The sequence below is a fragment of the Colwellia sp. BRX10-1 genome (assembly GCF_014077545.1).
GTDB lineage: Bacteria > Pseudomonadota > Gammaproteobacteria > Enterobacterales > Alteromonadaceae > Colwellia_A.
Genome location: NZ_JACGWC010000010.1, coordinates 112,972 through 133,283 on the forward strand (window position 1 = coordinate 112,972; position 20,312 = coordinate 133,283).

The 20,312-nt window shown below is 35.9% G+C and carries 21 protein-coding genes; 13 read left to right on the forward strand and 8 right to left on the reverse strand.

Translation table 11 applies throughout. The features are described 5' to 3' along the window. Positions 1-111: 111 nt before the first annotated feature. Complete coding sequence (locus H4J75_RS10590) at positions 112-1,062, forward strand: DUF808 domain-containing protein (RefSeq protein WP_182222099.1); 951 nt, start codon at positions 112-114, stop codon at positions 1,060-1,062. A gap of 61 nt (positions 1,063-1,123) precedes the next feature. Here the strand turns inward: H4J75_RS10590 and H4J75_RS10595 are convergent, their stop codons facing one another. The 3 genes from H4J75_RS10595 to H4J75_RS10605 all read right to left on the reverse strand — a co-directional run bounded on the left by H4J75_RS10595 (position 1,124) and on the right by H4J75_RS10605 (position 4,492). Then, positions 1,124-2,080, reverse strand: a complete 957-nt coding sequence (locus H4J75_RS10595; protein WP_070376121.1) for a histone deacetylase family protein — start codon at positions 2,078-2,080, stop codon at positions 1,124-1,126. Further along, positions 2,077-3,948, reverse strand: coding sequence for a GNAT family N-acetyltransferase (locus tag H4J75_RS10600; RefSeq protein WP_070376122.1), 1,872 nt, complete (start codon positions 3,946-3,948; stop codon positions 2,077-2,079). Before H4J75_RS10600 ends, H4J75_RS10595 begins: the two co-directional genes overlap by 4 nt. Before the next feature lie 226 nt (positions 3,949-4,174). Then, on the reverse strand, positions 4,175-4,492 hold the full coding sequence (locus H4J75_RS10605; RefSeq protein WP_070376123.1) for a DUF2956 domain-containing protein: 318 nt from the start codon (positions 4,490-4,492) through the stop codon (positions 4,175-4,177). Positions 4,493-4,646: 154 nt separating this feature from the next. Between H4J75_RS10605 and H4J75_RS10610 the strand changes: the two genes are divergently transcribed. Beyond that, complete coding sequence (locus H4J75_RS10610) at positions 4,647-5,420, forward strand: ABC transporter substrate-binding protein (RefSeq protein WP_182222100.1); 774 nt, start codon at positions 4,647-4,649, stop codon at positions 5,418-5,420. A 185-nt stretch (positions 5,421-5,605) separates the two neighbouring features. Then, positions 5,606-6,247 (forward strand): LiaF domain-containing protein, encoded by a 642-nt coding sequence (locus H4J75_RS10615; RefSeq protein ID WP_070376125.1) that lies wholly within the window; start codon positions 5,606-5,608, stop codon positions 6,245-6,247. A gap of 170 nt (positions 6,248-6,417) precedes the next feature. Here H4J75_RS10615 and H4J75_RS10620 read toward each other — a convergent pair whose 3' ends face one another. Next, positions 6,418-8,868 carry a DUF748 domain-containing protein gene (locus H4J75_RS10620; RefSeq protein ID WP_182222101.1) on the reverse strand — a complete coding sequence of 817 codons (2,451 nt, stop codon included), beginning with the start codon at positions 8,866-8,868 and terminating at the stop codon, positions 6,418-6,420. 294 nt (positions 8,869-9,162) lie between these two features. Here H4J75_RS10620 and H4J75_RS10625 point away from each other — a divergent pair, with 294 nt between their 5' ends. The 6 genes from H4J75_RS10625 (at position 9,163) to H4J75_RS10650 (ending at position 14,962) form a co-directional block, all read left to right on the forward strand. Next, the gene (locus tag H4J75_RS10625) at positions 9,163-10,047 is read left to right on the forward strand and encodes an alpha/beta hydrolase (protein WP_182222102.1); all 885 of its coding nucleotides are present in this window, start codon (positions 9,163-9,165) and stop codon (positions 10,045-10,047) included. Between the two features lie 532 nt (positions 10,048-10,579). Beyond that, on the forward strand, positions 10,580-12,058 hold the full coding sequence (locus H4J75_RS10630) for a VCBS repeat-containing protein (RefSeq protein ID WP_182222103.1): 1,479 nt from the start codon (positions 10,580-10,582) through the stop codon (positions 12,056-12,058). Positions 12,059-12,193: 135 nt separating this feature from the next. Continuing rightward, positions 12,194-12,583, forward strand: a complete 390-nt coding sequence (locus tag H4J75_RS10635; protein ID WP_070376128.1) for an acyl-CoA thioesterase — start codon at positions 12,194-12,196, stop codon at positions 12,581-12,583. Positions 12,584-12,834: 251 nt separating this feature from the next. After that, a complete protein-coding gene (locus H4J75_RS10640; RefSeq protein ID WP_182218583.1) occupies positions 12,835-13,191 on the forward strand; it encodes a GntR family transcriptional regulator in 357 nt (118 codons plus the stop codon). Continuing rightward, a complete protein-coding gene (locus H4J75_RS10645) occupies positions 13,188-14,048 on the forward strand; it encodes an ABC transporter ATP-binding protein (protein WP_182218584.1) in 861 nt (286 codons plus the stop codon). Before H4J75_RS10640 ends, H4J75_RS10645 begins: the two co-directional genes overlap by 4 nt. Continuing rightward, positions 14,045-14,962 (forward strand): ABC transporter permease, encoded by a 918-nt coding sequence (locus H4J75_RS10650; protein ID WP_182222104.1) that lies wholly within the window; start codon positions 14,045-14,047, stop codon positions 14,960-14,962. The genes H4J75_RS10645 and H4J75_RS10650 overlap by 4 nt, the downstream gene beginning before the upstream one ends. Before the next feature lie 259 nt (positions 14,963-15,221). On the opposite strand, the gene H4J75_RS10655 is transcribed toward H4J75_RS10650, so the two are convergent. Then, positions 15,222-15,461 (reverse strand): hypothetical protein, encoded by a 240-nt coding sequence (locus tag H4J75_RS10655; protein ID WP_182222105.1) that lies wholly within the window; start codon positions 15,459-15,461, stop codon positions 15,222-15,224. A gap of 194 nt (positions 15,462-15,655) precedes the next feature. On the opposite strand from H4J75_RS10655, the gene H4J75_RS10660 reads away from it, so the two are divergent. Genes H4J75_RS10660 through H4J75_RS10675 form a run of 4 tightly spaced genes read left to right on the forward strand, consistent with a single transcriptional unit; the run spans position 15,656 to position 18,043 of the window. Next, a complete protein-coding gene (locus H4J75_RS10660) occupies positions 15,656-16,303 on the forward strand; it encodes an alpha/beta fold hydrolase (RefSeq protein WP_182222106.1) in 648 nt (215 codons plus the stop codon). 22 nt (positions 16,304-16,325) lie between these two features. Further along, entirely contained in the window at positions 16,326-16,535 is a 210-nt protein-coding gene (locus tag H4J75_RS10665; protein ID WP_182222107.1) for a hypothetical protein, read from the forward strand. Between the two features lies 1 nt (position 16,536). Further along, complete coding sequence (locus tag H4J75_RS10670) at positions 16,537-17,676, forward strand: RNA polymerase sigma factor (protein WP_182222108.1); 1,140 nt, start codon at positions 16,537-16,539, stop codon at positions 17,674-17,676. Between the two features lie 28 nt (positions 17,677-17,704). Continuing rightward, positions 17,705-18,043 (forward strand): HopJ type III effector protein, encoded by a 339-nt coding sequence (locus H4J75_RS10675; RefSeq protein WP_182222109.1) that lies wholly within the window; start codon positions 17,705-17,707, stop codon positions 18,041-18,043. On the opposite strand, the gene H4J75_RS10680 is transcribed toward H4J75_RS10675, so the two are convergent. From H4J75_RS10680 to H4J75_RS10690, 3 genes are all read right to left on the reverse strand, one after another. Then, entirely contained in the window at positions 18,044-18,232 is a 189-nt protein-coding gene (locus tag H4J75_RS10680; protein ID WP_259366450.1) for a hypothetical protein, read from the reverse strand. Positions 18,233-18,248: 16 nt separating this feature from the next. After that, positions 18,249-18,953 carry an ABC transporter substrate-binding protein gene (locus H4J75_RS10685; protein WP_182222111.1) on the reverse strand — a complete coding sequence of 235 codons (705 nt, stop codon included), beginning with the start codon at positions 18,951-18,953 and terminating at the stop codon, positions 18,249-18,251. Between the two features lie 73 nt (positions 18,954-19,026). Then, positions 19,027-20,001, reverse strand: coding sequence for a methylenetetrahydrofolate reductase (locus tag H4J75_RS10690; RefSeq protein WP_404842436.1), 975 nt, complete (start codon positions 19,999-20,001; stop codon positions 19,027-19,029). Positions 20,002-20,312: the final 311 nt, after the last annotated feature.

Genomic DNA, 20,312 nt, shown 5'->3' on the forward strand with positions numbered 1-20,312 from the left:
GCAATAGTGCTTGTTGCACGTTATTTTAGCTGCCGACAAATTTAGACCTTCCATTGTGGATGGTAAATAACGATGATGTCTATAACTGGCAGCGTAAACAGGGAGAAACCATTGGCCGGATCAAGTTTATTAACCTTACTCGATGATATTGCAACAGTACTTGATGATGTCGCTATCTTATCAAAAGTCGCAGCAAAGAAAACAGCTGGCGTATTAGGGGATGATTTAGCACTGAATGCTGAGCAGGTCTCAGGAGTTAAAGCTGAACGTGAATTACCGGTAGTTTGGGCTGTTGCTAAAGGGTCGCTGTTAAACAAACTTATCATTGTGCCTACCGCTTTAGTTATTAGTGCTTTTGCGCCGCCCTTAATTACTCTCTTGCTTGTTATTGGCGGGCTGTTTTTATGCTTTGAAGGTTTTGAAAAGGTCTTCCATAAATTCTTCCAACATAATGATAATTCATCTCAAGATCAAAAAGAGGCACATCAAAAAAAGTTGTTAGCTTTAGCCGATGAAAAAGTAGATTTAGTCGCCTTTGAAGAGAAAAAAATTAAAGGTGCCATCCGTACTGATTTTATATTATCAGCAGAAATTGTTGTTATTGCTTTAGGCACAGTTCAAGAGGCTGCCTTTGAAGTTCAAGTTGCGGTCGTTTCTGGACTTGCCCTAGCAATAACCTTTGGTGTTTATGGGCTTGTTGCCGCTATCGTTAAACTTGACGACTTAGGCTTATACTTATTAAGAAAGTCTGTTTCGGGGCGCTTTAATGCCATTCAACGAGCTTTAGGGCGCGGTTTACTTATTTTTGCCCCGGCATTAATGAAAACGCTGACAGTGGTTGGTACTATTGCAATGTTCTTGGTAGGCGGTGGTATTTTGGTCCATAGTTTTTCATGGTTGCATAAGCAGGTACATCATCTGGTTGAATTTCTGGCGAACACTTTTGGGGCGATCGCTGAAATTATAGTACCGATATTAACCGAAGGTATCATAGGTATTATTGCCGGAGGCTTAGTGTTATTAGTCGTAACATTAGTAAAGTCACTTAAAAAAGCCCATTAATATGTTTTCTGTGGTTAGTTTAATGTAGCTGATGTTTAAAAATATTCAGCTACATGCTTGATTACTGATTACTGATTAAACCTTTCATATGTTCAACGACACTTCGTCCTAAAGCACTTAAAGCATAGCCCCCTTCAAGCATTGATATTATTCGACCTTCGCTGTACTTATCAGCAATGGTCTTAAGTTCATCCGTTACCCAACGGTAATCACACTCAGTCAGGCTAATTTGCGACATTTCATCTTCGATATGAGCGTCAAAACCAGCAGAAATGAAAATAATTTGCGGTTTAAATTTCTCTAAAGCCGGCAACCAATGCTTACTTATCGCCGCTCTAAACTCAGGGCCTTTGCAAGTGGCAGGTAAGGGGGTGTTGATAATAGGTGGCGTATCACTTTCTTGCATTTCAAAAGGATAAAAAGGGTACTGGTAGCTTGAACAAAATAAGTAACCTTGTTCTTTGCCATTAGCGGTGGCTCTTTTAATAATATCTTCGGTGCCATTACCATGATGTACGTCAAAATCTACGATCGCGACACGTTCTAGTTTATATTTTTTCTTTGCGTAAGCGGCTGCGATAGCAATATTATTAAAAAAACAAAACCCCATACCTTTATCATATTCAGCATGATGCCCAGGAGGGCGCGTAGCACAAAAAGCGGCCGTTAAGGTTTTATCCATCACTAAATCAACGGCATTAATCGCTGCACCAGCCGATAATAAGGCAGCTGGTAAGGTATCAGCATTCATGCTGGTATCATCATCAAGGCGAAAAATGGCATCTTGATCGCTTGTTTTTGGAGCATTATCAAAAATATATTGGATATACTTGTCATCGTGAGCAAGTGAAATGAGATCTCGGTCGATAGGTGTAGCATCATATTGGCGGATAACATATTCAAGACCACTGCGGATCAACTGATCTTGAATCGCCCCCAGTCTTTTTGGGCTTTCTGGATGATAATCCCCCATACTGTGCCCATTACATTTATGATGACCAATTACACCTACTGTCATGATTGTTCCTCTATTTCTGCTATTGTTGATGCTGTTAATTGTAATTCTAAATTGAGTTCGTCCATCTCTTCAGAATATTTTCGAAGAAATCCTGCTTTTTCAAAGACCTTTAACATTGGCGCATTATCTCGTCTTACACAGGCAATGAGCTTGTCTAGCTTACGTAGGGTAGCAATTTTTATTATTTCATCTAATAAGGTTTTTGCCATTCCTTTACCACGTTTATGCTCGCTGATAACGAAAGCTACTTCACCACAATTATGACTTTCGATGAAGTAGTAGCGACCAACGGCATGGATAACATCAGCTAAATTAGTGCGCTGAGTAAAGCACAAGGCTAAATCTTTATGTTGGTCGACACTGACTAACTTACAAGCGTTTTCACGGGTCATTTGTGTGGCATGATGGTTATAACGCATGATCAAGGTTTCTTTGGTATGCGAATAGAAAAACTCCTGTAAACGACGTTCGTCAGCGGGAGCTAAGGGGCGTAAATAATAATTAATGTCTTCAAAGGTAAATTTTTTGAGTTCTATTTCGCCTAATTCAGGTACTGAGGTTGGCGAGCTCTCTTGATATTCTGGCACCCAATAGTTTTTCCTGACATCTTTTAAAAGTTGCTCGCGAAATTTTGGATGAGCAATACGAATAAGTTCTAATGCCCGTTCACGGATACTTTTCCCTAATAATGAAGCAATACCATATTCAGTAACAACATAAGAGACATGACCGCGAGAAGTGACCACACCACCACCTTCGGTAATATGGGCAACAATACGAGAGGTTTTTCCATCTTTTGTTGTCGAGGGCAGCGCAATAATGGGTTTACCACCTTTACTCAATGACGCGCCACGTACAAAATCGACTTGACCACCAATACCACTATAAAATTGATAACCAATAGAATCTGAAACGACCTGACCAGTCAAATCTACTTCTATAGCGCTATTAATAGAAACCATATTATCATTTTTAGCAATATTTACCGGAGAGTTAACATGCTCTGAAGGATAGAATTCAACATGGGGGTTACCATCAACAAAATCGTAGAGTCGCTGCGTTCCCATACAAAAAGTTAACACGGCTTTTCCTTTGTGAAAGGTCTTTTTACGGTTGTTAATAACACCCGAACGTATTAAGTCGATTACGCCATCAGAGATCATCTCACTATGAATGCCTAAATCTTTATGGTTCGCTAAATAGCGTAAGACCGCTTCAGGAATTTTTCCTATACCTATTTGCAGGGTTGAGCCATCTTCAATGAGCATAGAAACATATTGACCTACTTGCTCTGCCACTCGGTCAATACTCGGTTGTGCTAAAACAGGAAGAGTTTGATCTGCCTCTAACCAAGCATGAATTTGATTAACATGAACAAAACTATGTCCATTCGTTCGTGGCATTTTTGAATTGATTTGTGCAATAACATATTTTGCTGATTTTACTGCCGACGACACTATGTCTACGCTCACGCCAAGTGAACAATAACCATATTCATCTGGCGGACTAACCATAATTAATGCCGCATCAAGTGGTAAAACATTTTCACGAAATAAACGGGGAATATCAGAAATAAAGCTCGGTGTATAGTCAGCTCTGCCTTCTGCGATGGCTTCGCGAATATTTTTACCACCAATAAATAGCGCATTTACTTTGAATAAATCTTTGTGCTCAGGTGTTGCCCACTTATTATCTGAAAGCGTTAATATATGAACCGTTTCAATGTCATGCAATTTTGCACTGTTGGCAATTAAATCGTCGATTAAGGCGTTTGGTACAGCGGCATTAGAGCCAATGAAAATGCGATTACCTGATTTTAAGAATTGTTCCCATTTTACTGTTTTCTTATCTTGGTCGAATAATGACATAGTAAGTGACTCTCATTAATGATGATAAATAAAGTATGCCGCAACAGCTAAAGGCTTTATTGATTAAAATCAAGGCAATTGAGTATAACGTAACGTTATTGTCTATGGTCTTATACCTTAGTCTTAACGTGTGAATATTTTGTTGTTTATACTTAAATAAAAATTAAAGGGTTTTAACATTGAGATAGACACTTTTTGGTTATAAAAGTAATCAATTTATTTATCATCATTGACTGAAAAGAATAAAACCAATCCAGCTGATGACTAAAAGCAACCAAGGTAAGTAAAGTGCCCTTTTAGGTGGTATCTCTTGAGGGCAAGCTTCAGTGCTTTTTTCTTGATTGTTCTTTTCTCTCAGTAATGATTTTTTGGCCTTATCACGTATGCGAGATTTTTTACTCTGCTGCTTCTTATATTCAGCAATACCTTTCTCAATACCTTGGGCAATAAGTTTAGTCTGCTCCTTCGTTTGTTTAGGCTTTTGTATGCTTTTAGCTATTTTTATTGCTTGTTCTTGTACTTCAGGAGAGTGTTTATCTAACATTTTATTTATTATCGTCTAATATTAATATCATAAGGATGAATCTATAAGAACCTCACCTGTTGAGCAAGGCTTATCTTAACTTTTAAAAAGTGATAAACCATGCGTATGCCAGCGAAGGTATTTGTTGAACTTTGAATGAAGATTTTTTAATTGTATGACCTTATTATTTAAAAGAGAATTACTTGTCTTACTTATCTTTATTAATGTCGATAGTTACGCATCTAATGAAAATCAAGTGAAAACCTTCAAGCAGGAGTCACCTGGCATTCAGGTTGTATCTGAAATTTATCCACCTTACCAAGTTATCAATGAAAATGGTGAACTTAGTGGGCTGTCTGCTGATAAAGTAAAATTGCTCTTTCATCATTCCTCTATTGATTATCAGATAAAGATATATCCGTGGGCACGGGCTTATCAACTAGCGTTAACGCAACCCAATATTTTTATATTTTCGCTGTTAAGGACACAAGAGAGGGAGTCTTTATTTCGGTGGGTAGCACCATTATGTTCGATAGAATTTTCATTTTATCGCTTAAAAACTAGGCCTGATATTCAAGTTAATTCATTAGCAGAAGCAAAAAATTATCTTATTGCTGCACAAAAAGGGCAAGCTTCAGCCGAGTATTTATTAAGACTAGGTTTTGAACCTGAAAAAAATCTATCCATTTCATATAATAACGATAATTTTATTCAAATGTTAGCCTTCGACCGTGTTGAGTTGGTCGTTCTCTCATCAACATACTTTGCATCGCTCATTGAAAGCAATTCACCCTATGCGGACAAGATAGAACCTATTTTTCCTATTGATTACTTAACGCGTAATTTATATTTAGCGAGTAGCCTTAATACCTCCTCCGATTTGATAAATAGACTTAATATATCCTATGATGAGTTAGCACCAAAATTTGGCCATGACTGTAAAGAATAAACCTTGTTATTGCTTGATGGGTTGGTTGAATTACATGGATATTGGTTAAAAATACTAAATCATCATGTTTTATCTGTCTATTTATTACCGTGGATATGTAGAGTGTTGTAATTTAACATTATTATTAATGGTCTGTTTATTGCTTTCATTTTAATAATATTTTAACTGTTTAAAGGAATAATAATATGGCCGTTAACATTGCAGATAGACCTACCGACAAAGTAAGAGAAGAGGTGGTTGACCAATTAGTGATGAACTATAGTCACGGTGAACTTTCACATGAAGCTTTTGAAAGGCGATTAGATCAAGCAATGGCTTTTGAATCTAATGAAGACCTTGTTTCACTTGTTGCTGATTTAGACTTAAAAGTTGACGAAGAATATATCGAGAAGAAAAAAGAAGACTTTCGCTTTAATTATTCCTCAACGCCAACAGATGACAGTGATTTACTTATTAATATCTTTAGTGGAAGTGGCCGCAGTGGTGAATGGCGAGTCGCTAAAGAAATTAAATCAATAAGTGTCTTTGGTGGTTGTGATATTGATTTTAGTGAGGCTATTTTTACTCAGCGTGAAGTTACGGTGAAAGTTTTTTGTTTGTTTGGCGGAATTGATATATTCGTACCTGAAAATGTTAAAGTTGTTTCGAAAGCTTTTTGTATTTTTGGTGGCATTGACAATAAAGCGCCATCAACTGATTATATTGATGCACCAACAATCTATGTTGAAGGTTTAGTTTTATTTGGTGCACTAGATATCAAGCTGAAACGTACCTTAAAAGAACGTTTCACCGCTTTTGCTAATGGGTTAAAAGATATATTTTATTAGCCTAGATGATGTTATTTCAACGCTAAATTAACGGCTTTATTCCTCAAGGAAAGTAAATTTAATTTTGGTAGAGTAACGTTTAATAAAGGCACTTGCGATAATCTCCTAATAGATAAATAAAAACGCTGGCACATTACGTGTCAGCGTTTTTTTATTCGCTAATAAAATAGTTAGTCTGTAAAGGTAATTCTTGGTTTAGCACCCTTAGTAGAGTCTATTTTTGGTGAGCAAAGTAACAGCCTAGAAGAGGCGATGCCGTGTTCTTTTACCATATAATCTTTAAAAGCCTCAAGGCGCTGCCCAGAAATTTCAGCCAATTGTTTTATATCATCTATGTCGGTAATCTTAGTCCCTAACGGTTTATCAATGTCTTCTGGTGTTGCAATAGCACACAAGGTTAATTGTGTATCGAGCTTATCTGTCATCAGGGCTGAAAATTGAGCCAAAAATTGGCTTTGCTGAGCCGTTAATTGTGTTTCTTTTATTGGAAAGTTTAAATCATTAAAACGAACTTTTAATAAGTAATCACCCGCAGACATAGCAACAGTAACTACATTGGCGTAAGGCACAAAGGTAGTGATCAAATATTCTTTAGCAGCAGACATCGTTGCTTTTTTTACCAGTAAATTAATAAAACCACTCATGCCAAAAGAAGGATCATCAGTGCTACCTTTCAACGGAATATCTAGCTCTACGTTGCCATCACCATCTTTTAACATCCCTAAGGCAATGTTAAAAGGTATCGATGTTTGGCTTTTCACTGTGCCTGTTTCATGATCGTTTGCTGCACCTAGCTCCACACCTCTTAAAAATAACTTGGTCTTGCCAGCAATTTTTTTATCATCAACGGTTACATCTAGATCGACATCAAGCTGACCGCTTTTAAGTTCGTAGTTAAGTGCTTGCGCAATATAAGTCGATAATGAAGGCAAGCTGACCTCTTTGAAGAAACCATTCAATTTATAATAATCTTTTTTACTAAAAGGTTTAGCAACGGCAGATAAGTTGAAATTGGCGTATTTATCACTGTTACCGGTTAAGATAAAATTACTTTCTTGCTGTGGCTTTTGGTTATCAAAAGGGCCAGCGTTAAACGTTGTGATGTTAAATGCTCTTTTGTAATAAGGACTTGTGCTGCGATCAATAAAAGTAATACCGGCGCTATCACCAAATGAAAAAGAATTAAGTGACAATAAAAATAAGCTTTCTTCGCTTTCTGCTTCACCCTCAATGGTTTTTGGTGAATTAATTGTTTTGGCTAGCGGCTCGGCAACGGGCGGTTGATCTTTTGGTGAAGTGGGTAAGCCAGTAATATTTTTTTCTTTGTCTAAGTTGGTATCAATAGTTAAACCTAATAGGTTAATCGTATCGATGAATAGACCTTGCTGAGAGACAGTTACATCATTAATACTTAGGTTTTTGAATTGGGCTAAAGGGGGAAAATCATCTGTGGTATTTTCAGCAAATAGACTTTGCTCAATAATCAGATTTTTGATATTAGCAGTTATTAATGACTCTGTTGTAGTCACCGCAATATCATCAAGTTTTATTGCTGATATTTTAGCTAATAGTTGCGCGCCTTCACCTTCATAGGCCTTTAAATCATTAATGTTTAGTGAAGCGGTGCCGGTTATTTTAGGCGCTTGTTCATTAACAAGCGCAATAGAAAAGTTTTCTAAAGTTAGCGGGAAAATATTAAGTGCAAGCGTTTTGTTTTTTTGTGTCGCTTTAAAGTCAGTTGTTTTTAACTCAAAGGTTTCAACGTTAATGTCGGTGACAGCAGTCGACAGAGAAATTGACTGCTTGCTATTAAGACTGATAGAACCCTGCATTGTTAGTGGTTCTTGCTCGGGACTATTAGCGGTTAACAGCGGCTGTAATGGGGTGAGTGCTAATTCAGACAAGGTTATTTCAGAGCTTATTTTACGCTGCTCTGAAGTCAAATCGGCATTTAATTTTAAAAACAAAGGGGCCTTATTAATTAAAGCATTAAGTACAAGCTCTGCTTGTTGTGTTTTTGTCGAGGCAAGTACATTTTTTATAACAAGTGAATTAATGATAAATTCTTGTTGGCTTTGTTCAATACCTAGATTAAAAATAGCATTGGAAAGGCTAAAATAGGGTAATGAAACTTGATAATTATTGGCGACCTCATTATTTGGATTTTTTGCTAAATCTGTTGTTTGTGCTGTAGGTGTTTCGACGGATGTTTTAGTATCGTTTGAATTATTGGCAATAACAAAGCCACCAATAACCGGTGCCTCACCATTTAAATTAACATCTAGATATAAGCCATCAATAGCAAACTCTGAAACATACAAAGTATCAGTTAATAGTTTAAATAAACTCACCGTAACGTTTAAAGACTTTAACGATATAAGGGGCTTATCGCTATTTTCTACGCTGACTATCTCTAGTTCTCGTATATTTAAATTCGACCAAAAAGGGTTATAACGTATGGTTGTTTTATCAGCTAGGGTGAGCTGCTGCTCATTAAGGTATTTAGTTAGGTAATGTCGACTAACAAATGGTGAAGAGAGCCAGATAATTAGCAAAAGAGCAATAATAAATAAGCCGATAAACTTAATTACTGTAGCTAAGGTTTTTATCGAAGAAGACATAGTTTTCCTAATTTAGGGAGCTGTTGTTATTAAAATTATTATTCATTAAATGAAGCGGATCTTTAATACTTTTGTATCATGTTCTGTTACACAAATGATGCTTAACGGCAATAATATTGTAAATGTGAGTAGGTTATTGACTTTTTTATCGACTGTCTAGTCTTATGGTTGGGATCTTGCCAGTAATCCAAGTCTTAAGTTATTTTTGTTGCTCAACAGTATCCAACACCGTATGCTGATTATTAACTGGTCTGACCTTTGTTTTCTTCTATTCACGAATATTTTAATAATCCTATGACAAATCAAGAATCTTTATTTTTATCTCATGGAGATCATCAACTTCATTTAAGGCATATTTGGCAACAAAAGGGCGGTACGCCTATTTTTATGTTACATGGTGCTATTGAAAATGGCCTTATTTTTTATACTAAAAAAGGTAAAGGTCTAGCATGCTACTTAGCAGAGCAGGGCTTTGATGTTTATGTCGCCGATTTACGTGGCCGTGGTGAAAGCACGCCTCGTATTGATAAACATGCTGTACATGGTCAATTTGAAGCGATCACTGAAGATATTCCACATTTTATAAATTACATTTTTCAAGTCACACAACAAAAAATTCATCTTGTTGCACATTCCTGGGGAGGGGTTTTATTGGCGAGTACGTTGGCCAGATTTCCTAAAATAATTGAACGTATTCGTAGTAAAACTTGTTTTGGTACCAAGCGCATGGTGACGGTAAAAAGTTTAGAAAAAATGTTTAAGGTGGATATTGTTTGGAATAATGTCGCCCCTAAATTGGCAAGGAACAAAGGATTTTTAGATGCTAAAAAGCATGGTATTGGCTCTGATAATGAAACCGAACAATCGTTAGCCGATAGCGTCGCTTGGGTTAAAAAAAGTGCTTGGCATGATACGACAGATGGTTTTGATTACTTTCAAGCAGCTAAGTCAATTGATTGGCCTCCAACATGGCACTTTACTGGTAGTAAAGATAAAGTGTTAGGACATGCCAGCGATGTAAATATTTTCATTCAAGAATATAATCCGAAAGCGAAATTTACTTTGTTGTCAAAATCTTCAGGGAATATGCAAAATTACGATCACATTAATATTCTTACTCATCCTAATGCTAGAATTGATCACTATCCACAGTTAGTAAAATGGTTAAAATCTCACTGACTTACCGAACCGTTAGGTCGTTTTTTAAGTGGTTATACAGATAACCTTTTATCCGATACCTTATTAAGTCAATAATGTTATTAATTCAGTGTAGATATTTAGCCTATACTTTAGTACTTAAAAAGTTGCTGCAATCGCCTTTACTGAATGCTGCAAGGGTAAAAGCTATTCCTCTAACCTTCCTACCGACAACATAAAATGATGTGATGCGTAAACATGAAGGTGTTATCAATGAATAACCTTGTTGTAGGTATTTATCTAGGATTAATCCTAGATGAATACTTTGTTTAATAACCCTAGTAAAAGATAAAATCAACATAACGACAAGCACAACTCATCCTTATTCAATGATAGGTCAGGCAGCTCAACTTTGTAAAAACAGCCATTGTTACCATTTATTACTTGGTATTAGAGGATAATGCTATTAAATTTGAACTATGTTAATTATTTGTAATCAATATTAGTTCAATATCTTTGTGTTCACTTAGATGGGCATAAAGGCTAGCAAGAAATCAGACACCAAAGGATTATTATGTCAAAGATAGCAACAATAACGATGGTTTTATTATTAACGACTTTAGCTTCTCCTCTACTTCTAGCAAAAGCTAATAAATTAAATTTTAATAAATCTCAGCAAAGCTCGCAGCACAAAATAACAGGGAAGTTGCTGTATCTAAATGAGAAAGATGGTGATGTTGATCTACTTATTCATGATGATAACCGCTTTAGTTATTATCCCCGTATCAGTGAGAGTGGATTAGTTGAACAAGCACAGATTATTGATATTCCAGAAAACGCACAGTTCTTTAATCAAGCAACATTGGCGAAGCAAGTAGGCGAAGTGATTGTTTACTTAACAACTAATGCGGTGATGTCTTACAATCTAGAAGATAAAACCATCAGTAAATTGATAGACGTTGATACTTTATACAAGTACCAAGGCATTTTTGACGTAAACTTTGGTGATTTTGTCCACGATTTTAATCAGGATGGCCTAAGCGATTTTATTACTCATAGTTTAGATACAACTCATATATATTTGCAAAACGCTACGGGAGCATTTACTCAGCAATCCTTTGCTATATCACCTCGTATTGAAAAGTCAGGGCGTGGTCTGTCATTTACCCCACAAAATTTTTACCATGCTGACTTTAATCACGATGACAAAAAAGATATCGCCTTCCAAATTGATGATCAATTGATGGTCTTTGCTCAAACACCTGCTCAGTTATTTGATCATAATCCCATGGTTATTAACTTAAATGCACATTTAGAAAATAAGAATTCTAAGATAAAAAAACAGCAAGGTGAAAAAAGTGCTTCTGTAAAGCTTGAAACCGTTGAAGATATAAATGGTGATGGCCTCGTTGATATTGTCACCAAAGAGTCAGTACGAGAAGGCATGATGTCTAGAACTAATCACCTGATGATACGTTATGGGTTCATAGAAAATGGTCTGATGCAGTACAAAAAGGAAGCTGATGGTCATGCGACTTTTGATGGTGAAGGTATGATAAAGTTTAAAGATGTTGATGGTGATGGCTTGAAAGATTATTACACCTTAAGTGTTGAAATGGGCATAGGTACTATGATGTCGGCAATGTCTGGTGCTATAGATATGGATTTACGCTTCTATAAGTTGGAAAAAAACGGTAAGTATGTAAAAAAGCCTGTTTATGAAAATGAAGTTGAAATAGCAATTAATTCTGGCAGTGACGGTGAGGCACTAACCGATGTTAGCGACTTTAATGGTGATGGCATTAATGACTTGATCCTTAAAACTGATGATAAAGAATTTACCATCTACTCGGGGGCTAAAGGCAAACGTTTATTTGCTAAACGTGGCGCTGATTATGAAATTTCCTTACCTAAAAGTGTCCGCACTGAAATTAAAGATTTTAATAATGATGGTAAAGCAGACATCCTCTTTTTATATGGCACCCACTATGATGAAGATGAAGAGAAAGAAGTGGGCGAAAATAAACTGACATTATGGTTATCAGCGAGTTAATTAACACTAAAGTTCGCTATACTATCACGGGTGAATGCCGATGTTCTTTGCTGCAAGCAAATCAAAAGCCTTCCCTCTTTTTTAGCAATGTCATGGTGCTATGAATAACATCATGACAATTTTTAAGGTCACATTATGCGCTTTTTATCCCGTAGATTGGTTCTTCCTAATGATTTAAACTATGCAAACTCACTTTTTGGTGGCCGCGCATTAGCCTGGATTGATGAAGAGGCTGCTATTTTTGCTATTTGTCAATTAGAGACTAACTGTTTAGTGACTAAACATATTGGTGCGATAAATTTTGAATCACCAGCCGTGCAGGGTGATGTAGTTGAGTTTGGATTATCAACCAAAAGTGTGGGGAAAACGTCAATAACAATCACTTGTTTAATGCGTAATAAAATTACTAAAAAGACCATCTGTTTAGCTGATGATATTGTCTTTGTACAAGTCGACCCTGAAACTAAAGCACCTATCCCACATGGAAAAACCTTACTAGCTTTACAAGCTCAAGAAGCCGAATAAATCACGCCAGTTTAGATTCTCATCAAAAATATCCCTGTCATAAAAAATCAACATTTCCTGTTGATTTTTTTAGTTTTTTTATTGATTTTACTCCGCTAAAGAATCATTTTGAAATATTTATTTACATATGTAGATTATTTTATCTAGATATTTTTCTTGTGTGTTAGTGTGTTGGTGGTGTATAACACCTGTATTGTTTTTATTTAAACATAAATAACAGAACTTAAGCATAACTACCGTTAGGAAATATTATGACACCTCAGTGGGATAATGAAAAACCGATATACCTACAGTTATACCAGCAAGTTGTTGCTCGTATTCTCGATGGTTATATCAAAGAAGGCGAAGCATTGCCATCAGTCCGAAAAGTGGCTGCAGAATATCAAGTGAATCCAATTACTATTTCTAAGGCGTATCAAATGTTACAGGATGAACAAGTTGTAGAAAAACAGCGTGGAAAAGGTTTATTTGTTAAATCAGGAGCGCAAGAGCTAATGCTTGATCGAGAGCGCGAAACTTTCTTGGTTCAGCAATGGCCAGAAATATTAAAACAAATAACGCGATTAAAACTTTCTGCTGAGCAGTTGCTAACAGGAGATAAGTTATGAATGAATTGATTTCTATAACAGGCTTAAACAAATCTTACGGTAAGAAACATGTTGTGTCTGATGTGAGCTTAAGTATTCATAAAGGACAAATTGTTGGTTTAGTTGGTCCTAATGGTGCGGGTAAAACCACATGTCTTCAATCGATGCTAGGTTTAATTGATTTTGAAGGTGACATTAATGTTCTTGGCCATCATCCAAGAAAAGACCGTGAAAAGATGCTTAACGATGTCGCCTATATTTCAGATGTCGCTATATTGCCCAAATGGTTAAAAGTTACTCAAGCATTAAGCTACATGAATGATGTTCATCCTAATTTCGATATTGAAAAAGCACGTACATTTCTGGCAAAAACTAATATCGATATGAATGATAAAGTGAAGGCTTTGTCTAAAGGAATGGTTACTCAGTTACATTTATCTTTAGTGTTAGCTATAGACGCTAAAGTGCTTGTTTTAGATGAACCAACGTTGGGGTTAGATATTTTAACCCGTAGACAGTTTTATACGCACTTATTAGAGGACTTTTATACGGAAGATAAATGTATTCTTATAACTACGCATCAGATTGAAGAAATTGAGCATATTTTAACAGATGTTGCCTTTATTCAAGAAGGTAAAATTGTTATAGCTGAAAGCACTGAAAATATTCGTGAACGTTTTACATTGTTAACCGTAACTCAGGACAATATCGAGCAAGCAAAGCAATTTAAACCGCTCTTTTCAAATAGTTTAATGGGGTTAACTACTATGCTTTTTGACAATCAAAAAAATGAGGACTTACAAGCGTTGGGTAAAATAAGCGTACCGAGTTTAGCTGACATTTTTGTTGGCGTGATGACCAAGGAGATATGTTCATGAACACGAAAGTATTAACAACTTCAATTAAAAAAGAATTATGGGAATTTAGCAATATTCTAAAATGGGTGCCCATGGTTATCGCTGCTTTGGTCATCGTGATGCCTCTCGCTATTTTTATGCAAAGTAATGAAAGTTTTAGTGACTTATTTCAGTTTTTAACGACATTCCCTGAACAGTTTTTTTCTGCTGAACATGCGCCAATGATCCCTAAGTTATTCTTTGTAATGGCTCTTTCTTTATTTGCACCCTTTTTAGTGGTGGCGTTAATCATTCAGCTTTATTACTTTACTGTATGTCTATTTGATGAACGCAGAGATTTATCTATTATGTTTTGGCGCTCGTTACCTGTTTCTGATGTCACAGCAATTATTGCCAAATTAATTACCGGAGCCTTGGCAATTCCAGCTATATTTTTAGGAGCCGCAACCGCTACTTTGTGCTTGATTCTTTTGTTAGCGTTTTTAGTTTGCATTATATTGTCGGTTGGTTACGATGCTAGCTTATGGGCATTGTGGGTTGATGCTGATATTTTAAGTGGAGTATCACTTATTTGGTTACACCTTATTCCTCTTGCTATTTGGATGTTACCTTTGTTTGCATGGTTAATGTTAGCGTCTATGTATGCGAAGAAAGCCCCATTTTTATGGGCAATATTACCTGTCGCCGTTGTTTTATTAGTGGAAGGTTTTGTCGTGCACTACTTCCATTTATCGCAATTCTATATAGGTGGCTTATTACTAGAGTATTTCTCACTTTCATCACAATTTGTTGAATCTGTGCAAGGGCAAGAAAATTTTGCCAGAACGGTACCATTGCAAGCACTTATTACTAAATTAAATATAGGAAGTGTATTAGTGGGTATTTCATTACTTTATGGCACATATTGGTTAAGAAAGAATAAAGCTGAGGTGTAACTCAATTACAGAACATTAATCTTTATTATTTAAATCTGCATCACCAACATATTCAATATATTGGTGATGCAGTTTTTTTATGGTTTAAATTAATTAACCAGAATAAAGATGAGTTATTATTTGTTGTTAAATATACTTGAGGCAGTTCTATTCTAAATGTAGCAGAATAAATTATTAATGTGTGAACAGGTAAGGAGTCGGTTATTCTTGCTGAAAACTAGATACGCTATAGTTGATACTATAGCGTGATAAAGATAAATTAAGCGGTAACTATTTTTGCAAAAAAACCTTCAACTTGTAGCTTTAAGCGATTTTTAACCTGCTTATTGAGCCCTAGTGTAAAAAGTATACTTGAAAGCGTGATAACAATAATCACTGTTTTATATAACTTTATACCCGTAAATAAAATTAAAACCATTAATAACAGTGTATAGGTTAACCCCATTACGGCAAGACATAAGCACAAACCTTGCACTTCTTTATTTTGAAATATCTTCATGCTTTATTTCTCTTCTTTGTTCAATATGAATTAGCTTAGCAAAGTTATCTTATTCACTCTATAGCCAAATTAATTACAAATGTTACATGAGGTTTCGAAAGTTAATTTAAAAAAATGTCACGAAATAAAAAGTGATGGTGTCTTGGTAATGAAATAGGAAGTTTCTGTCTTCCTATCGATTACAACAAGGAAAAATGATGAATATAGTACATATAATATTAACCGTACTCGTGATTTCGATAAGCCTGAATACCAAAGCTGAAAGTTGCATTAGTGTTGAGGTGCACGGTGAAGGACAACCGATAATTTTAATTCCAGGACTAATGAGTAACGGCGAGGTTTGGCAGAAAAGTGAAGAATATCTAGCAAAAAATTATCAGGTGCATACGGTGAGTATTGCAGGATTTGCAACGACAGCCCCATGCCCTAGTGCAGATAATATTATACCCGCGGTAAAATCTGAATTATTGAGCTACATACAAAAACATCAATTACAAAAATCAGTATTAATAGGGCATAGCTTAGGGGCTTTTTTATCTTATAGTTTAGCGATAAAAAATGAGGCACTATTTTCTGCCATTATTGCGGTCGACGGCTTACCTTATATTGCGCCAATATTTACAAAAACACCTGCGACTATACCAAAAGATATGCAACGACAAGCTGACTACATTCGAAGTATGTATCAACAAGCAACGGCTCAGCAAATGGCTGATATGACTAAACAAACCATTGCTATTCAAGCCACATCAATAGAAAATCAGCAAGCGGTTATTGCTATGGCAAAAGTGTCTGATCAAAAAACAGTGGCTTCAGCTTTGCATTTTTTTATTACTCAATGATTTACGAGAGCCATTAAAGCAAGTGAAAACGCCCTTACTGCTTATTGCTGCGCAAGGTGCATTTACCGATGAAGAATCTCGACGATTTGCTACCGTGTTATATCAACAACAAATAGAAAATGTGCCTAATGCCCATTTAATTACCAACATTGATGCTCGACATTTTATTATGTGGGATGATAATAAATGGTTAATGGCACAAACAGATATATTCTTACAGGGGGTGTTATAAAATGCTATTTACTGATGAGCAACAATTACTTCCTGATATCGCACTAGCAAAATCGGGGGATCAACTCGCCTTTACCCGTTTAATTGAACAACTAACAAATACCGTAGGCGCTATTGCTTTAGCTATTACCAAAGATCTCGATAGCAGTGAAGATGTGAGCCAAAAAGTTTTCATTAAAGTATGGCGAGAAATCAACCAACTTAAAGAGAATATAAGCTTTTTACCTTGGGTTCGACAAATCACCCGTTACACCGCGTTAAATCATATAAGAGACGAAAAGGTTAACCGTAACGTAAAAGGTGATGAAACCGATATTTTACTTGCCACACTTGTTGACCCAAGTCATTCGGGCGATGCAAGTTTACTGCGCGAAGAACAAAATACTTTAATTCAAACGCTATTAGCAGAGCTACCCGACGAGAGTCGAGAAATTGTTTTGTTATATTACAGAGAGCAGCAAAGTAGCCAGTGTGTAGCTCTGCTATTAGGTTTAAACGAAGCGACGGTTAGAAAACGTTTAAGCCGCGTACGAGCATTAATAAAAGAACAAGTCTTAGCACGTTATGGCAAAGTTATTTTATCAACGAGCCCGTTAGGTTTAACGGCGTTAGTTTTATCAGGACTTTCAGTGAGTTCACCTGTTGCTGCAGCTGTTGTCACGAAAAGTATTGTGAGTAGTCAAAGCCATTGGTTAGTAAAAGTACTATTGGCTTTAGGAGGCGCAATGATAGGCGCTTTACTCGGTATGGTGGCAAGTTATATTGGTATGTCCAAAGTCATTGAAAAGATGGTAGATGAAAAACAAAAAGCTCAGCTTAAGGTGTTACGTAATAAAACAGCTTTTCAATTGTTCCTCAGTGGTATTTTTTTCACGTTAAGTTATGAATTCACAGAAGGTTGGGGTATGCCTTGTTTATGTTTTATAACATTATTTTATTTTATTTATCGTTCAACTCAACAAGTGAACACACTCGTGGGGCTTTCGATTGCTACAACAGAATTAAGTGACACTGATTTGATTAAGCAATCAAAAAAAGATAAGTTATGGTGCCAGTTCGGCTTGATAATGGGCTTCTTGGGGGGTGGTTCAGGTTTACTTGTTGGTTTATACAATAGCGGCCGTTTTGCGACTTTTTGGTAATAAAAATATAGATTTAAATAGGAACACTATGCAATTAAATGAGTTACTTGAAAAGGTAAATGCTACCCCAGAACTGATTGAATTTAATGAAGTGATGGCGGTTATTTCTGCTAATTACCATTATCAGCCATGTGCATTTGAAAATGGTGAATTAACTAATCTGTCAGGCACGAATGAAGGTTCATGTAAAATTTTTGCTTTTGCACAATTACAGGGGCTATCTAAAGAAGCAACATTGGCGTGTTTTGGTCATTATTACCGCGAGGATGTTATGTTGAATTCTGCGGGGACAGATCACGGAAATATTAGAAACTTCATTAAGCAGGGCTGGCAAGGTATTAATTTTTTTGGTGTTGCGCTTTCGTAATTATGCCTCTTCTATTAGGTATTGTTCGTAACCTTTTACGCCAAAATATCGAACAGATTTTTTTAGTTTGATCATTTTGGCGATAAGTGACTCACCAAAATAAACTTTCACGACTTGTTTTTCGCCATTAGTGTCGCTTTGGTATTGATGGAGCGGATTGTTTCTTAAATTATCAAACGCTGTTTTCATAATTAATTTCAATGGCTTAATTTTCTTCTTTTAACGTGCTGGTATATTTACTGACTATAGCACTTATTTTTCCATTCTTTATTAAGCTATTAATAGCTTGGTTTATGATCGGCACAATATGCGCTTTAGATTTATGTATACGTAACGGGCGTAGGGAATGTTCATGAACTTGACCTATGACAACGGTTAACTGATGACTTCTACTCAGGTAGTTAACTATGGTTCTATCGACAATGCCGACTGGTAACCTATTGCCTTCAATAAGTTTTAATAATTTCAGTTCACTTTCTACATCATAACGGGTGAAAACGGTATCAAAAGCGTAGCCAAATCCGTTGATCGTTGCAATGGTTTCATCTGCTAACGGACCGATATTTCTTAATTTTCCTTGCGGAAATACATAAACGTCTTCAGTTTTAAATAGCGGTTGGCTATAGATAGAAATGGCCGTTTCGTTTGCTCGCCACGCGCCAATAGGACAACATTCGATATCGACTTTACCGTCGGTAAAGCTAGAACGTACTCGTGCAGAAGAGAGATAAACAAACTCTAATTGATAAGGGGTTAGTTTAAATATCTCTTGAAACACTTCGACATAAATACCGCGATGCTCTTGCTCACCAAATGAATAAGGAGGCTTTCCATCGAAGGAGAGTGCCACCCTTATCGTTTCTGCTTGAGCGCTTAAGCTGATAAACAATAAAATACAAATCCACTTCATGCTATAAAAGACTCGTTGTTTCGGTTTTCTTCTGTCTCAATTATAACAAAAATAATAGCTTGTGCTTAAATTATTACTTCTGATGAATTAATCGCTCGAGCTCTTGTTTGGACAAGTAGTTTTCCATGGTTGAACGCAGTAATTTGTACAATAAAATTGAGCCATCAATTTCTTCTTTACGGTTGGTTAAACTCTCAATATTTAACCCTAATGGTAAATCGTAGGGTAAAACAGCATCGAGTATTTGTTGTAAAGTATTTAAACAGATGCGAATAGATTCATATAGTGGTTTTTCCGCATTAAGAATACGTAGACTAGTCGCTTCAGGAACACTAACACCTAACCATTCAATAAATTCGAGTGTTTTTTTACTGCCACAAGGTGAAAATGTTAAAATTATCCGCTGAGGCTTTAATCCTTGCTGCTGACATTCAATCGCATAGCGCGTCAACATATCTATAGTGGCTTGTGGATTATAGATAGCTTGAGAAATAAAGAAATTGCAGCCCTGTTGATGTTTTTCTATCAACCGAGTATGTTCATTACCTTTATTTGCATGACGTTCTGCAATGGTGATCCCACCGATAAAGAAATCATTTTTATTATCAACTAAGGTTTTATAAGCACTGGCAAGTGGCAATGAAATCGTGTTTTTTTGCGAAGGGCTACCAACAAGAACAACGTCACGAATGCCATATGTGTGCCAAGCTTCATTTGCCCATTGATCAAAATCATCGTTATTTGACTGAATAACACTTTTATAAGTGATCACGGGTCGTTGAGATTGATTCTGCAGTAATGATGAATAATAACGGGGATCTAATGTTGATTTAAAAGGAAAAGGACGCGGTACATTGGTACGCGAATTTTCGTCTTGTATATCATAAACAATCAAACCATCAAAATCGATATCACTGACACGTTCAAGCAGCTTATTAGCAATAATTTCAATTTGCTCTGCGGGTGTATCACTTTTAGGAGGTGTTGTGCCAATAAAATAGACGCCGCGTGTATTATCGTTATAGCGAGCTCTTAATTCTGATCCTATGTTCACTTTATTCTATACCGTAAATTTGATAAAACTGATGTCATGATAATACCTTTTTAGCCACTAAAAATCTTTGTGATATTTATATTTTATTGTTAATAAAAAATAAAAATGGCATTAATCATTTTTATTTTAGTTATTTTTTATCAAAGTTATCATTAATAATTAACAAATAGTTTACAAAAAGAGTAGACGTAATACTTCGTAATGATAGGTTAGCTCTATATTTAATTAGCTGTACAGTGTTGGCAATAGAACTCAACAAGTTATTGCTGTATATAAAAAAACTAAAAAAACTAAAAAAACTAAAA